Source organism: Clostridium mediterraneense, assembly GCF_900091705.1.
GTDB classification, from domain to species: Bacteria; Bacillota; Clostridia; order Clostridiales; family Clostridiaceae; genus Sarcina; species Sarcina mediterraneense.
Genome location: NZ_LT594785.1, coordinates 1,988,841 through 2,004,961, shown reverse-complemented (window position 1 = coordinate 2,004,961; position 16,121 = coordinate 1,988,841). Strand labels below are relative to the sequence as shown.

14 protein-coding genes and 1 riboswitch are annotated in these 16,121 nt (G+C 26.8%); of the genes, 13 read left to right on the top strand and 1 reads right to left on the bottom strand.

All coding sequences use genetic code 11. The annotated features are described in order from the left end of the window. The first annotated feature begins 254 nt into the window (after window positions 1–254). The 3 genes from BN8917_RS11320 to BN8917_RS11310 are packed head-to-tail and all read left to right on the top strand — an operon-like array spanning window position 255 to window position 1,262. A complete protein-coding gene (locus tag BN8917_RS11320; protein WP_066874478.1) occupies window positions 255–617 on the top strand; it encodes a DUF2089 domain-containing protein in 363 nt (120 codons plus the stop codon). A 17-nt stretch (window positions 618–634) separates the two neighbouring features. Beyond that, on the top strand, window positions 635–1,024 hold the full coding sequence (locus tag BN8917_RS11315; RefSeq protein ID WP_066874476.1) for an SHOCT-like domain-containing protein: 390 nt from the start codon (window positions 635–637) through the stop codon (window positions 1,022–1,024). A gap of 10 nt (window positions 1,025–1,034) precedes the next feature. Then, window positions 1,035–1,262, top strand: coding sequence for a hypothetical protein (locus BN8917_RS11310; protein ID WP_066874474.1), 228 nt, complete (start codon window positions 1,035–1,037; stop codon window positions 1,260–1,262). A gap of 129 nt (window positions 1,263–1,391) precedes the next feature. On the opposite strand, the gene BN8917_RS11305 is transcribed toward BN8917_RS11310, so the two are convergent. Further along, entirely contained in the window at window positions 1,392–1,808 is a 417-nt protein-coding gene (locus tag BN8917_RS11305; RefSeq protein WP_066874472.1) for a MarR family winged helix-turn-helix transcriptional regulator, read from the bottom strand. Between the two features lie 406 nt (window positions 1,809–2,214). Between BN8917_RS11305 and BN8917_RS11300 the strand changes: the two genes are divergently transcribed. From BN8917_RS11300 to BN8917_RS14660, 10 genes are all read left to right on the top strand, one after another. Next, window positions 2,215–3,594 (top strand): FAD-binding oxidoreductase, encoded by a 1,380-nt coding sequence (locus BN8917_RS11300; RefSeq protein WP_066874470.1) that lies wholly within the window; start codon window positions 2,215–2,217, stop codon window positions 3,592–3,594. A 227-nt stretch (window positions 3,595–3,821) separates the two neighbouring features. Continuing rightward, on the top strand, window positions 3,822–4,463 hold the full coding sequence (locus BN8917_RS11295; protein ID WP_066874468.1) for an SUKH-3 domain-containing protein: 642 nt from the start codon (window positions 3,822–3,824) through the stop codon (window positions 4,461–4,463). A gap of 58 nt (window positions 4,464–4,521) precedes the next feature. Next, window positions 4,522–5,046 (top strand): CbrC family protein, encoded by a 525-nt coding sequence (locus BN8917_RS11290; RefSeq protein ID WP_066874466.1) that lies wholly within the window; start codon window positions 4,522–4,524, stop codon window positions 5,044–5,046. 271 nt (window positions 5,047–5,317) lie between these two features. Next, on the top strand, window positions 5,318–6,181 hold the full coding sequence (locus tag BN8917_RS11285) for an aminoglycoside phosphotransferase family protein (RefSeq protein WP_066874465.1): 864 nt from the start codon (window positions 5,318–5,320) through the stop codon (window positions 6,179–6,181). Window positions 6,182–6,320: 139 nt separating this feature from the next. Beyond that, entirely contained in the window at window positions 6,321–6,881 is a 561-nt protein-coding gene (locus BN8917_RS11280; protein ID WP_066874463.1) for a sugar O-acetyltransferase, read from the top strand. A gap of 264 nt (window positions 6,882–7,145) precedes the next feature. Continuing rightward, on the top strand, window positions 7,146–7,901 hold the full coding sequence (locus BN8917_RS11275; RefSeq protein WP_066874462.1) for a nitroreductase family protein: 756 nt from the start codon (window positions 7,146–7,148) through the stop codon (window positions 7,899–7,901). Continuing rightward, complete coding sequence (locus BN8917_RS11270) at window positions 7,901–8,572, top strand: HAD family hydrolase (protein WP_187117195.1); 672 nt, start codon at window positions 7,901–7,903, stop codon at window positions 8,570–8,572. Before BN8917_RS11275 ends, BN8917_RS11270 begins: the two co-directional genes overlap by 1 nt. A gap of 152 nt (window positions 8,573–8,724) precedes the next feature. Next, window positions 8,725–9,132: a VOC family protein gene (locus tag BN8917_RS11265; RefSeq protein ID WP_066874460.1), complete on the top strand. Its 408-nt coding sequence runs from the start codon at window positions 8,725–8,727 to the stop codon at window positions 9,130–9,132. Between the two features lie 38 nt (window positions 9,133–9,170). After that, window positions 9,171–9,506, top strand: a complete 336-nt coding sequence (locus BN8917_RS11260; protein WP_066874458.1) for a hypothetical protein — start codon at window positions 9,171–9,173, stop codon at window positions 9,504–9,506. A gap of 333 nt (window positions 9,507–9,839) precedes the next feature. After that, window positions 9,840–9,923: riboswitch (cyclic di-GMP riboswitch) on the top strand. Between the two features lie 153 nt (window positions 9,924–10,076). Then, window positions 10,077–16,067, top strand: a complete 5,991-nt coding sequence (locus tag BN8917_RS14660) for an NPCBM/NEW2 domain-containing protein (RefSeq protein WP_066874456.1) — start codon at window positions 10,077–10,079, stop codon at window positions 16,065–16,067. The last annotated feature ends 54 nt before the right edge of the window (window positions 16,068–16,121 follow it).

Sequence of the window (16,121 nt, the reverse complement as noted above, 5' to 3'; positions counted from 1 at the left end):
AGAGAGATATACTTTATAGTATATCTCTTTTTTTAATAAATAGAATTTTTTAGTTAGGACTTTGGTCATAACGATTTTATTATATAATATTTTTTATTAATATAAATTAATAATATCAATTTATTAGTTAATATTTTTAATTTATATATGTATATTAAATAATAAAATTAATTTTAAAATTAATTTTATTATACAAAGCTATTTACAATTTATAAAAAAGCTAGTAAAGTATTATTAGAGATTGGAGGTAATTTATGTATAAGATATTAAGTCATTGTCCAGTATGCTCTGATAAATTAAAAGCAACAAAATTAAAATGTAATAGTTGTAATACTGTTATAGATAATGAATTTGAATTATCTAAATTTGATTATTTAAATAATGAGCAATTATATTTTATAGAAACTTTTATAAGATGTAGGGGAAGTATAAAAGAAGTTGAAAGAGAAATGGGTATTTCATATCCAACAGTTAGAGCAAAATTAGATGAGGTTATTGAAAGCTTAGGTTATTCAGTCAAAGAAACTAAGGCTAAACAAGATAGTAGAGATATTTTAGAGGCTTTAGAAAATGGAGATATTTCAGTTGATGAAGCAATTAGTAAATTAAAAGAATAAAATTAGGAGGGATTATTATGAATGAAGAAATTATGAGAGTATTAAAAATGGTTGAGGAAAGCAAGATTTCTGCTGATAAGGCAAAGGATTTAATTGATGCTTTAGGAGATACATCAAAAAATACTGAAGTTACTATATCTAAAAAATATGAAGATAAATTTTTAAGAGTTAAAGTTTTAGGACATGATGGAGACAAGGTTAATGTGCAACTACCAATTAAGGTAATTAAAGAAATAATAAGTGTTGGAGGAAAGTTACCAATATCTACATTTATTAAAGGAATGGATGAAGTTGATATGAGTGAACTAATGAATACTTTAGCATCTTGTTTAGAGAATGAAGCTATAGGAGAAATAGTAGATATTTGTTCTAGTGAAGGTGATATAGTTAAAGTAACTATAGAATAGAGGTCCTTAAATGATAGTTTCAATAAAAAGTAAAGATTTTAATTTAATTTTACCAGTACCATTATTTATGGGGAGTATAGCAATAAGGTGTATTCCTAAAAAGCAGCTTAATGAGCAGCAAAAAAAGATAGCTTTACAAGTTTTTAAAACAGTAAAAGGTAGCTTGAAAGGTTATAAGGGATTAAAAGTAGTAGAAGTTATATCACAAAATGATGAGCATATTACTGTTACAATATAGATGTATAGAAATTCAGACAATGTCAGGCTACTTAAATATAAAAAGACTATCTCCAAAGATGGGTATTCCCTTTGAGATAGTCTTTTTCATTGATATTATTTATATATTTTAGTCTCTATATTATAGAAACTAATTATGTGTTAATTTTTCTAGTGTTTCTTCAAAGAGTGATAAAGTTTCTTTATCAATACCTTTACTTAAAATTAAATACCAATCTTCAAGGATTTCATTAATTATTGTTATATAAGATTTTCCTTTCTCAGTTAGATAAACATTAAAATTTCTTTTATCATTTTCGTTTCTAATTCTCTTTATTATATCCTTTTTTTCTAAAGATTGAGCTATTCGAGTGGTAGCAGCTTTATCTACACAGGTATTTTTAACAATAATATCATGAAGAGCACCATCATTATTTACTAATTGTTTTAAGTATGAAAACTCAGAGCTTGTGATTTCTAGATTAGCAACACGTTCATTAACAAAGTTATGATATTGCTTTCTAAAAAGAGCCATGTTATTTATTAAAGTTAAAGCCTTATTATTCAATATAAATCACCTTCTTAAATTTTATATAGTTAAGTATTCCCTTAAATCAGTATATAGAATAAATTAATTGGATTGCAATTATTGCAGTAGCATAGAATACTGCAAGTACTAAAAATACTAAGAATGAATATTTAAATACTAATTTATTTAGTTTAATTTCCTTTGTTTGATTGATGATAAATCAACTAAATAAAACATAACATTTAAAGGTTGATATGTCAACTATAAGGTTTGGATTTTATACCATATGATATTAAGTATTAGATTTATAGTTATTTGAGATGGTTAATAAAAAATAATTAAGTAGATATGTTAAATTTAGTCCATCTTATATTTCATCCACCATATATTAATAGTAGTAAATAGATTTACTATAAATAAAAATATATTACAAAGGATGAGGATTATGGAACTATTTAAGGATTTATGTTTTAATGGTGAAATTGTAACACCTAATGATGCCGATTATCAGGAAGATAGACAAATGTGGAATAGATCTATACAAAAATGTCCGATAGCTATATTATATTGCACTGATAAGAAAGATGTTATATGTGCATTAAAGTTTTGTGTTACAAAAAATATTGATTTTAGAATTAGATCTGGTGGACACAATTATGAAGGTTATTCAACTGGTAATGATCTTATAGTAATTGATGTTAGTAGAATGAAAAAGATAAGTATAAATGAATTTAATAATACAGTTAAAATAGAAGCAGGAGTGCAAAATAGTGAGATTTATGAATATTTAGGAGAGAGGGGATACCCATTTCCTGGTGGAACTTGCCCCACTGTTGCAGTAGTTGGATATACTTTAGGTGGAGGCTGGGGTATGTCTTCTAGGATATTTGGTTTAGGTATAGATAGTGTAGTAGAATTTGAAATGGTAGATTATAAAGGAAAAGTAATTATTGCAAATAGAGATTGTAATAGTGATTTATTTTGGGCATTAAGAGGATCAGGTGGAGGAAACTTTGGAATAATTACTTCATTAACTTTTAGATTACCTCCAAAATTAAATAAGGCTACTTTTTTTACAATATACTATCCTGATACTACAACTATAGAACAAGCAAAGATTATGGATATATTTCAAAAGTTATATCAAACTTTAGATAGAAGAGTAAATATGAGAGCAAGCTTTTATAATGCTGAAAGTGAAGGCTTAGCAGTATTTTTTATAGGACTATTTTATGGAGAAGTAGAAGAATTAAGAGAAATATTAAAACCTTTATTAGTAATACCAAATGCTGAAGTAGAGTTTGAATATACTACATTTTTAAATGCTATAAAGATAATTGGCTCTATATATTCAAATGGTGAAAAATTTAAAACTGAAGGTAAATTTGAAGATAGGATATACTCAAAGTCTGAGTTAGTAAAATTAGCAGCATCTATAAAAGAAAAGCCAGCAGGTTCAGTTTATGCAGCAGTTACTTTCTATGGTTTAGGTGGTGCAGTAAAAGATAAAGGAAAACATGAGACAGCTTTTTATTATAGAGATTCTAATTATATTATAAGTATACAATCAGTATGGGAAGACTCAGTTTATGCTAAAGAAAATAAAAAATGGGTAGCTAGTAGATTAAATTACCTAGAAAAGATTACTAAAGGTTCATATGTTAATTTCCCATACAGTCCATTAAAGAATTACGAAGAAAAATATTATGGTGGAAATTTGGATAGATTAAAGCGTGTGAAAGAAAAATATGATCCATTTGATGTATTTAATTATCTACAGTCAATAAAGATAGAGGCTAATTCTAAGAGTAAATTTGAATATTAAAAGTAAATTAAGTGAAATTATAATTTATTTAAAGCTATGTGGGATAAAGAGCTACATGGCTTTTTTATATAAAAATATATAGCAGTGATTAAATAATCTAAAAGTAATGTATAGTGGATATTAATAACTGAAAATTGTAATATTAGTATATAGAGTTTAATTGTGTTAAGAGAAAAATGTTTAGATTTAACTGATAGATAAATTGTAATTTGACAAGGAGAAATTTTATGACACTAGAACAAAAAGTTATTTTATCTGGAGATAAATCAGAAAGAATTAGACAAGCCATGGAGTATGCGGGATGGTTCCCAGGAAGAAATGTTGATATTACAGAAGTTGAAAAATATTATTTAGATAATGGAATTACACTTTTTCCAAAAGCATTAGATTTTTTTAGAGAATTCTATGGTATAGAACCAATATGGTATATTGATAAAATAGGATTTGATTTTAATTTCTATTTATTTCCAAGATGTGGTCTCTGTGATATAAAAGATTATATGTTTGGGGGCAAAGAATGTACTATACCTTCAGAAGATTATATGTATGTACAAGATATTGCTAATGAAAAGATTATTTTGCTGGGGGAAATAGGATATTACTATCCAGCAATAGTTTGGATTGGTGAAAGTGGATCTTTATATGTAGATCATGATTATGATACTGAGATTCGTGTTTTTGATGATATTTTTAATTTTATAGAATCTGAATTAGAAGGTAAAGAAATGCAAGTGGTTTATATGGAAAAGAGAAGAATTCCTAATAAAGATGAGAAGACTAAAAGTTCCATATTACAAAAGATTTGGTGGAAAGAAGTAGTGGCTCTTATAATCATAGCAATAATATGCATATTATTAAGTTCTTTTTAGAGAATAAGCCTAATTAAATAAGTAAATAATTTAGTGATAAATAAAAGGAGTTTAAGTTATGGACAGAGTTAGATTTAAATATCATCCTAATGTATGGGAGCAAGAAGTTTTCTCAAAAGAAGAGGGGGGCTTATTTAGAATATGTCAGTGTTGTGGGAAAGAGACAGAGTATTTTTTAAGTATAATATATACGAAAGAAGATGTTGATTGTATTTGTCCTGAATGTGTAGCGAGTGGAAAAGCAGCAGAAAAATTTGATGGACAATTTATTCAAGATGCAGAATCTGATAAAGTGGACGATAAAAATAAAATAGATGAGTTATTTAAGAGAACTCCAGGATATATTAGCTGGCAAGGTGAATATTGGCTGGCTTGTTGTAATGATTTTTGTGCATATATAGGTGAAGTTGGTACAAAGGAATTAGAAAAAATGGGGATTGCTGATGAAGTGTTTAAGGAATATGATGCTAAAGATGAGTATAAAGATGTAAGAAATTATCTTGTAAAAAGTGGTTCTTTATGTGGTTATCTTTTTAAGTGTTTACATTGTGGAAAATATCATTTAGGTGTAGATGCTGATTAAGTGATAAAGGATAAAAACATATTATAAAAGAAATAAAATTTTTATTTTAATTTAATATTAATATAGTAAATTGAAGATATGTTAATAATTGGTGTATAATTAAAGAGAAGTTGATAATATAGGGAGAAGTTAGTATGGGGTTATATAAAATCGAGAAAGGTGAATTACAAGATTAAAAGAAACACCTTTTAAAAATTAATATTTAGCAAATACAATAATAGATTATAACTTTGTTAATATGATTTTAAAAAGAAAATAAGAGAGGTTATATATGGAGATATCTATAGAAATAGTAAGAAAATTAATAAAAGAGCAATTTCCTGAGTTAAGTAATTTAGAGATTAGATGGGTAGAAGAGAACGGGCATGATAATAGAACATTTTATTTAGGAGATAATATGTCAGTTAGGTTACCAAGTGGAGAGGAATATGCATCACAGATAAAAAAAGAAATGATATGGTTACCTAGATTGAAACAATATATTTCTTGTGAGATACAATCACCAATAGCTAATGGAAAACCTAGTGATATCTATCCTTTTCCATGGTCAGTAAATAAATGGATTGAGGGAGAAGTATTAAGTTATGATAATATAAATAATTTGGAGGATATGGCAATAGATTTAGCTAAATTTTTAAAAGAATTACAAGCTATTGATGCTAGTGATGGTCCAGTAGCAGGTGCTCATAATTTTTATAGGGGTGGATTATTAAAAGTTTATGATGATGAAACTATTAATGCATTAAATAAATTAAAGGATATATTTCCAACTAAAGAATTAAAAAAGATTTGGGAAAAAGCTTTAGAAAGTAAGTGGGATAAAGAACCAGTATGGATACATGGAGATGTAGCTGTAGGAAATATTATAGTTAGGAATGGTAAATTAGCAGCAGTTATTGATTTTGGAATATTAGGTACAGGAGATCCAGCTTGCGATTATGTTATGGCTTGGACATTTTTTGATAAGAGAATTAGAGAAATATTTAAGCAAGAATTAATGTGTGATGATGAAACATGGAATAGAGCTAAAGGATGGGCATTATGGAAAGCTTTAATTTCATATGATATAAATAATGAAAATTCAGATATAACATTAAAATCTAAAAAGATAATTTATGAGATATTAAATGATTAAATACAGATAATTTTTTATTATATTAATTTGATAAATTTTGTAGATATTATCTCTTGAGTTGGAGTTAACTCTAACTGATATAATAACTTATAGTTTAAATATAAACTAAGAGAAATAGTTATTAATTAAGGGGGATATTATGAGTAAAGAGTTATTAGATAAGATAAAGGCTAGAGAGTTTATTTTAAATGAGGATCTAATATTTGCTGAAATTAATGAGGTGCTTGAAAATACTTTAAAGTTAACAAGTGAATTAAATACAGGATATAAGACACCTGAAGAAATAAGAGGTATTTTATCAAAAATTACTGGTACTGAAATTAGCAGTTCTGTACAAGTATTAACACCATTTAATACAGATTTTGGAGCTAATATTAGATTAGGTAATGGAGTGTTTATTAATAAATCTTGTATGTTTGTGGACTTAGGTGGTATTGACATAGAAGATAACGTACTTATTGGACCTGAAGTAAAAATATTATCAGTTAATCATCCACTAGATCCTATAAATAGAAGAGGGGTTATTCTAAAGAGTGTAAAAATTAAACGTAATGCATGGCTTGGTGCAGGAGTAACTATTTGTCCAGGTGTAACAATTGGAGAAAATTCTGTTATTGGTGCAGGCTCAGTTGTTACTAAAGATGTGCCTAGTAATACTGTATATGCTGGTGTTCCAGCTAAGTTTATCAAAAATATATAAGGTGAATGAAATTTTTATTCATAGAATATAAAAAGTATAATAAGAAAAAGCACAACTATTTTTGCTATTTGCTTAGATAGGGTGCTTTTTATTTTTATATACCTGATATATGAATTGTGAAAGAAAATAAGATAAAGTTAATAAAAAATTTTAAGAGCAAATTCTTATAAAATGGAAAATTTTAAAAAATATATTGTTTTTAATTTTAAAGCAATATATGATTGTTTTAGACATCGATGTACTAAAAAAATAGGAGAATAGCTGATGGTAATAGATAAAGAGCAATATAAAATGATTTTTAAAAGAAAGTCATTTAGGAGATTTAATCAAGAACTTAAACTATCTGTTAGTGAATTAAGTGATATTAATGAAAAAATAAAAACTTTAATACCACTTATAGATAACATAGATGTTAAATATAGAATTGTAAAAAGAGAAGAAACTACTTGTAAACGTGGAGAGTATTGTTTACTTATTTATAGTGAAGAAAAAGATAGTTTTTTATTAAATATTGGATATATGTTTGAACAGTTAGATTTATATCTTGCCTCTAAAGATATTGGTGTATGCTGGTATGGAATGGGAAAAACTCAAGAATCAGAATATAAAAATCTAAAATTTGTGATTATGATGGCTATAGGTAAAAGTGAAGCTAAAGATTTTAGAAAAGATTATAAAAAATGTAGGAGAAAAGATATAAATGAGATTTGGACAGATGTTTCAGGATTAGAGGGTATAGCAGAGATTGTAAAATATGCTCCAAGTGCTTGTAATACACAACCTTGGAGAGTTGTTTGTGAAGAGAATAAATTGAAAATATATAGAACAACTAATATTAAATCTATTATGCCTAAAGATAAAGTACCATTTTATAATTCAATTGATATGGGAATATTTTTATATTTTTTAGAATTAACTTTTATATATAATAATATTTCTTTTGAAAGATATCTAACTAAGGAAGAAGAAAAATCAGATTTAATACTAGTTGCAACATACAATCTACTTAATAATAATTAATGATAAAAACAAAGTTATATAATAAGATTGGAGTGAAGAAGTTGAAGAATTATAAATGCATAATATTTGATTTAGACGGAACAATGCTAGATACAGAAAAGATGAATTTAATACCATTACAAAGACTTATAAAAGAAGAACTTGGAAAATTTATAGAATATGAAGATTTATTAAAATATAGAGCCTATACAGGAAAGAAAACTTTAGAATTGCTAGGATTTAAGGATATTGAAGCTAGTTATCCTAAATGGGTAAGGTATGTTAATGAATATGAAGAAGGAGCAAAGCTATATGAAGGATTTCATCAAGTTATTAGGGTATTAGATGAAAATAATGTATTATGTGCAATCTCTAGTTCAAAAATGAAAAAGCAATATGAAATAGACTTCTTAAAAACAGGATTACAAAATTATATGAAGGCTGTAGTACTTGCAGAAGATACACAAAATCATAAACCACATCCTGAACCATTATTGAAAGTAGCTGAAATTTTAGGAGTTAAGCCTAAAGAAGCTATCTATATAGGAGATACCTATTCAGATTATAAAGCAACTAAAGCAGCAGGCATGGATTTTGGATTAGCAGTATGGGGAGCAGCAGATATAGAGGGTATAGAAGCAAACTATATTTTTTATGAGCCAAAAGATATTTTAAAATTAATAGAAGAATAAATTAACTTAAGTTTAAAAATAAGCCAGTAATATTTTTCTATGTCAACGTAATTTAAGAAAAGATATATATTAAGAAGTTTTAATAATATATTGAGAAGATAATTTAAAATAGATATAATTATTAACTAATAAACATTAAAGGAGAAAGAATTATGAGTATACAAATGATACATCATATATGCATACAAACAGAGAAATATAAAGAATCATTAGATTTCTATACAAGAATCCTAGGTTTTGAAATAGTTAGTGAAACTGCTAATTTCCACGGAAGAGATTTTAACACATGGTTAAAGCTTGGTGATTTTATGATAGAACTTCAAACACCTAAAAAAGGTGATAAATTTAATAAATGGAGTTCTTTAAATGCTGGACCTGTTCATATGGCATTTATGGTTGATAATGTGAAAGAAGAGTATGAGAGAATTAAATCTTTAGGATATAATGATTTTAAATTAAAAAATGGTCAAGTTGTTTATGAAGTACTTGGAGAAAGTTTATTTAAGATAAAAGCTCCAGAGGGAACTGAAATAGAGATGAGAGATACTGATATTAAATAGAATTAATAGTAAGATTTTAATTTTAGTGAGGTGATAGTATGCCAAAGCATGAGTTTGGAATTATGCAAAAAGAACCTATGAGTAAAGAATGGTTTAATACATATGAACCCAAGAAATACAATTGTATTGTAATTGATGATATTTTTATTAAATCAATTTTAATAGATTTACAAAGCATAGAGTGCTATTGGCATACATTGCAAAAGCCAGCTAAAGGTCTTGCATATCATGGGATTACATTAATACCTTCTAAATCAATTGATAAGTTTATAAATATTTTATTACTTCAAGATAAAGTGGAATATACTCATCTAATTTCTTTATTTAACAAAGCTAAAGAAAATAATAAATATATAATTCATTTTGGAATATAAATTTTAATTTATCTAATATGAATATATCAGTTCTTATTATCTATATAAATTTAGATTTAGTATAAGAAGGATTCAAGTTTTATTAAGTAGATAAGTTTAAATAGTAATATTAAAAAGTTTCAAATATGTTACTATTTGAGCAAAAAAAGAAATACCTATAGAATTTAATTTTAAAAATTCTATAGGTATTTTTTTATTTTAACTATAATAGTTAGTTTATATTAATAGATTAGTTCTATATTTAACTTAATTTAAATACTTTTTTTGAAAAAATAGTATAATTTTAATAAAAGTTGTTGAAAACTGGATGAAATAATGATAAAATCCTAAATATAATATAATAGGCAAATTTAGGGAAACTTAAAGACGCAAAGCTATAGGGACTAAGGTTTAAAACTATGTCAGCCAGTTGCCAAAGAGTACATTATACTTTTTGTTTTTTAACTTAATTAGTATTGATGCATTTATTTGTTGTGCAAAAATCTATTTTTAAGGATACTACAAAGCTACTCTTTTGGAGTAGCTTTTTTTAATGTGCTTCTGAGGGTATTAATAATCAGGGGGGTAAAAATGAAAACAAGAAAAATTGTTGCCTTAATGGTAACAGCACTAATTACTAATTTCACATCACCAGCGATAAAGGGTTTAGCTGATGAAACATCAAAAAATATAAGTTCAAAGGTGGAGGCTACGTCTACTAAAGCAAGTATAAGCAAATTTGATTTGTTAGGTAATAGCAATATGAGTGTTTATAATGAGATATTCAAAATGGATAACTCAAATATTGAATCAATAACTAACAATGGTGGTAAGTATTTTAGTTCAACTATTGATAAATCTATAGATGGAGATTTCAGTACACATTGGGAAACAGGAAAACCCAATAATTCTGAATTTACAAATGAAGTAATAGTTAAGTTTAAAAAAGAAACGACTTTAAATAGGGTTATATATGCTGCGAGACAATCATCAGCTAAGGGGAAAGGTTTTGCTAAAGAGGTTGAAATATATGCCTCACTTACAGATAACGATGATGATTTTAGATTAGTTGGAAGTGGTGAATATACAGGTTCTACTGGTGATATAGTAGAAATTAAATTTAATAATACCAAGTTTAAAAGAATAAAATTTAAGTTCAAAAAAGCTGATCAGGATTGGGCTTCAACATCAGAATTTATGTTTTATAAAGAAGATAAATTAAGAGATAAGATGGAGACTTTATTTACTGATAGTACAAAAAGTAAAGTTAGTGAAGAATTTAATAGTCAAGAAAAGATAAATGCTTTAGAGGAAGAAGTAAAAAGTCATCCTTTATATAGAGATTTTAAAGAAGATATAGATAATGCAAGATTAATAGTTGAAAATAAAGAAGTTGTATATACTGATGCTAAGGTATCTAAATTTAGAGGTATGAGTAATGAAGTACTTAAGGAATATGATTCTATTTATAAAGTACCAATGAGCAATTTAAAATCAATAACTACAAATGGTGGACAATATGCAAGTGAAGCTATAACTAAGGCTATGGATGGAGATATAAATACAAAGTGGCATTCAGGAAAGCAAAATAGTTCAAGCTTTACTAATGAAGTAGTAATAGAATTAAATAAATTAACAACTTTAAATAGAATAGTATATACTGCACCTCGTGGAACTAATAGAGGATTTGCAGAGCAATTTGATATATATGCATCAAGAACTACTAAAGGTGATACTTTTGAATTAGTATCAAGTGGATCATCAAAAACAACTCAAGATTCTGTAGAAATTAGATTTAACCCTACAGAATTTAAGAGAGTTAAATTTGTATTTAAAAAGGGATATGAAAATTGGGCCTGTGCAGCAGAGTTTGAATTATATACTCAAGATAAAACAGCAGAAAAGATTGATAGATTATTTAAAGATAATACTATGAGTGTTGTTAGTGAAGAGTTTAATACTATTGAAAAAATAAAGCTATTAGAAGATGAAGTTAAAAAGCATCCATTAGAAAATGAATTTATGACTATAATAAATTTAGCTAAAGATATTATAAATGAGCCAGGAAAAGCAGAATCTTCTGTTATAGAGTTAGAGAGTAGGGGAAATTCTATTAAAGAATCTCAAAAAAGAAAGGTATGGAATTTTCAAGACTGGCAACCAACAGGTTATGCTGCAAAATCTGGAGAAATAATAAATGTTTATGTTGATGTAGAAGATGGAAAACCAACACCACAATTAATATTTAAGCAAATGGATAGTCAACATAATGGACAAGTAGTTATAAATCTAAGTAAGGGTAAAAATGTAATAAAGGTTCCTGAAGTATCAAGTTCAGAACTAAGACCAGGAACTTCAAAGGCTGGAGTATTTTATACGAGCAATCCATATACAGTTGAAGAACAAGGAAGAAAACCTAAAATTAGAATAGAGGGAGCTATAAAATATCCTCATTATATAAAAGGGGTTCATACAGATGAAGAGGTTATGAAAAATCTTGAAGACTATGTAAAGTTATTAGAGCAAGATTCTAATTTACCAGATGTATTTGATGTATTTAGTGATAAAACATTAGTTAATGTAAAGGCAACGTATGCTTTAGATTGGTTTAAGAGTAATAATAAACTACCAAGTGAAACTGCAAAAAAAAGTGATGAAGTAATTAAAGAAACTATGAGATTTTGGGGCTTTGATAATTCAAGTGAAGTTAATTCAGATTTTAATTTTAGATATATAACTATGGTTAAATGGCTAGATAATGGAGGCTTTATGAATGCTGGAAATGGAATAACAGGATTTAATAAAGCAGAACAAGGTGGAGCATTAGATGTAAATACAGGTTGGGGCTTTATGCATGAGATGGGACATAATTTTGATACTAATAATAGAACTATAGGAGAAGTAACAAATAATATACTTCCTCTTCACTTTGAAAAATTAAAAGGTCAAGCATCTAAAATAACTAAGCAAAACTTATGGGAAAAAAATATATTACCAAAGGTGGCTTTAGAAGATTATTCTAATAATGAATATTATCCTGAAAATGATAAAAGTTTACTATCTCATATAGCTCCATTATGGCAATTACAATTATATGATGAAACATTTTGGCCAAGATTTGAACAAGAATTTAGAAGTAGAAATATAGGTGGAGGAAGTTGGGAAAATAAACATAATGCATGGGTTATGGTAGCATCAGATGTATTTAAATTAGATTTAGCTGAACATTTTGAAAGACATGGAATGAATGTATTAGATGAAACTAAAACTTATACAGCTAAATATTCTAAACCATCTAAGAAATTATGGTATGCAAATGATAAGATGTATTTAAATAAAGGTGGAGTATTTACAGATGATGTTAAGTATGAAGCAAGTGCTAAAATATCAAATAATAATGAAGTAGTACTTAATTTTTCAATAGATAAAGTAAATAAAAATAATATTATAGGATATGAAGTATTTAGGGATGGTAAGGCAATAGGATTTACATCAATAAATAGCTTTACAGATAAAACAGCTGTTATAGGAGAAAATCATAAGTATACTGTAGTAGCTTATGATAATGAATTAAATGCTGCTGAGCCTTATAATTTTAATTTATATGCTCCAACTCTTAGTGTAGAAGAGCTTGTTGTTTTAAGACTTAATGAAAAATTTAATCCTCTAGACTATGTAAAAGCTTATAAATATGAAGGAACTGATATAAGTAATAAAATCAAAGTGCTTAAAAACAATGTTGATACATCTAAAAAGGGTTTATATGAAATAGTTTATCAAATAACTGATGAGGGTGATACAAGAGAAGAAAATCTTAAAGTTGAGGTTGTAAGTGATTATGATTATCTATCAGATTTTGAATGGGAGTCTGCTGAAACACAATGGGGAACTCCAAGAAAAAATACTAATATTAAAGGAAAAGTTAATGGAGCTATTAAAGACTTTGATAAAGGTTTAGGTATACATGCTAACGGTAAGATAGTATATTCTCTAGAAGGTAAAGAGTATGATAGATTCATAGCACAAGTTGGTGTAGATGCAGGAATACAAGCCCAGAATAATTCTAGTATAAAATTCAATATTATTGCTGATGGAGAAATTTTGACTACAACTTCAGTTTTAAAATATGCAGATGGCTTAGTACAAATAGATGTTCCAGTTTCAGGTGTTAAGGAATTAGTAATAGAAGTAGATAATGCTGAAAATGGAAATACTTCAGATCATGGAGTAATAGCTAACCCTAAATTAATTACAAGTAATGCAAAGCCTAGGATAATTACTAGTGATAAGGTTTATAAAATTGGTGAAGCTATAGACTTTAATGAAGGTATTGGTGCAATAGATGCAGAAGATGGAGATTTAACTCCTAATATTCAAATAATATCAAATTCATATGAAGAAGGTAAGCTTGGAAGATTTGAAGTTGTATATAAAGTAACTGATAGTGATAATAATAGCGTAGAAAAGAAATCTTATATTACAGTATATGAAGATTTAAATGTAATTAAATCAAAATATGGACAATTTGATAAGTTAAATGAATATAATGAGCAATTTAAGATACCAGTAGTCTCAGTAACTAATAATGGAGGAAACTATCCACATACAAAACTAGAATATACTATAGATAATAATCGCAATACTCACTGGGAAACAGGAAAACAAAATACTACTTCATTTAAAAATGAAGTTATATTTGATTTAGGAGAAATAACTGAAATAAGCAAAATGGCTTTTGCAGCTAGAAATGGTGGAAAAGGGTTTGCTAAAAAGTTTGAGATTTATACTTCAATAGAAGCTAAGGGCGATGATTTTATATTAGCTGGTATTGGTGAGTATAGTGGAAGTGTTAATGATGTTGTTGAATTTAACATAGCTAAAACAAGTGCAAAAAGAGTTAAGTTTAAATTTATAGAGGCTAATCAAGATTGGGCAAGTATAGGTGAAATGTCATTCTATAAAGAAGATGTTTTAGCAAATAAGATAAGTAAAGAATTATTTACTGATAATACTAAAACTGAAGTTAGTGAAAGATATAATACCTTAGAAAAAGTACAGGTTCTAAGAGAAGAAGTAAAAGAACATCCGGCAGCTAGTTTATTTGAGGAAGATTTAAAGATGGCTGAAAAAATTATAATGACTAAGTTCCCAACATTAAATATACCGAAGTCAGTATCAGTTAAAGTTGGAGAAGAAATAGATTTAAATGGTCAATATAGTGCAACAGATAATGAAGATGGAGATATAACTTCTAAAGTTGAAGTAAGTGGAAAAGTAAACTTTAATAAGACAGGAAAATATACTGTAACTTATAAAGTAACTGATAGTGATGGGAATGAAGTAGTTAAAACTAGAACTATATCAGTGGTTGATATGAATGACCATAAGTATTTAACAGATTATGATTGGAAATCTGCAAATTCAGGCTGGAAAACTGTAAATAAGGATAAATCAGTAAGTGATAATAAACTTGCATTAACAGATGAGAATAGGGAAGTTATTTATTATGATCGAGGAATAGGTACTCATGCCACTTCTACAATAATATATGACCTAACTGATAAAGACTATGCATATTTTAGTTCTTATGTAGGTGTGGATAGACAAATGTTTGGTTCAGTAGGAAGTATTAAATTTGAAGTATATGTAGATGGAGAAAAGAAATTTGATAGTGGGGTAATGAATTCTAGAGAGTCTCAAAAATATGTAGAAGTTGATATATCTGATGCTAAAGAATTAAAACTTGTAGTAACTGATGGTGGAAATGGAATTGGTTCAGATCATGCTACATGGGGAGATACTAAACTTTATTTTGTAAATGATATACAAGGAAATTATGAAGAACTAGAAGCATTAGTAGAAAAAGCTAAGGGTTATAAGGAAGATGTATATACTGAAGAAACATTTAATATATTTAAAGAAGCTTTAAATAAAGCTATAACTATGTTAGAAGATAAAATAAGTAGTCAAGATGATATAAATTCTATGGTTACAGAATTAAATCAAGCAATTTCTAATTTAGAAGAAAGTATAGACTTAAATCAAGTTATATCTATTAAAGATGAATATCTTAAAGATAGCATAAAGAAAGAGCTTAATTTATCAAGTGATGATATAACTATAGGTGATATGCATAAATTAATAAAGTTATCATCTCCAGATAAATGGATTTCAAGTTTAGAAGGTTTAGAATATGCTAAAAACTTAGAATCATTAGATGTTTCATATAATGAAATAAAAGATTTATCACCACTCAAGAATCTCAAAAAACTTGAGAGCTTAAATGCTAATCCTCAAATAATAACAGAGGGTATGCTTTATGCAAAAGATAATAAAATAACTTTAGATTATAAGGTATTAAATAGAAATGCTGAGAAGTTAAAAGTAAAAGATATAATTATAACAAAAAATGTAGGTAATGAATCTGTTGATTTAAGTTTAGATGAATTAATAGATGAAAATGGAGTTATTTCTTTTGATATTTCAAACCTAAATAAAGGTTTTTATAGTATATATTTAATATATGAAGACGAAAAAGATAATTTCCTAACTCAATCATTATATATGTTTGATGTAAGATAATAAATAAGAATCCCTCTTAAATTATATTATTTAATTTAAGGGGGATTTTATTTG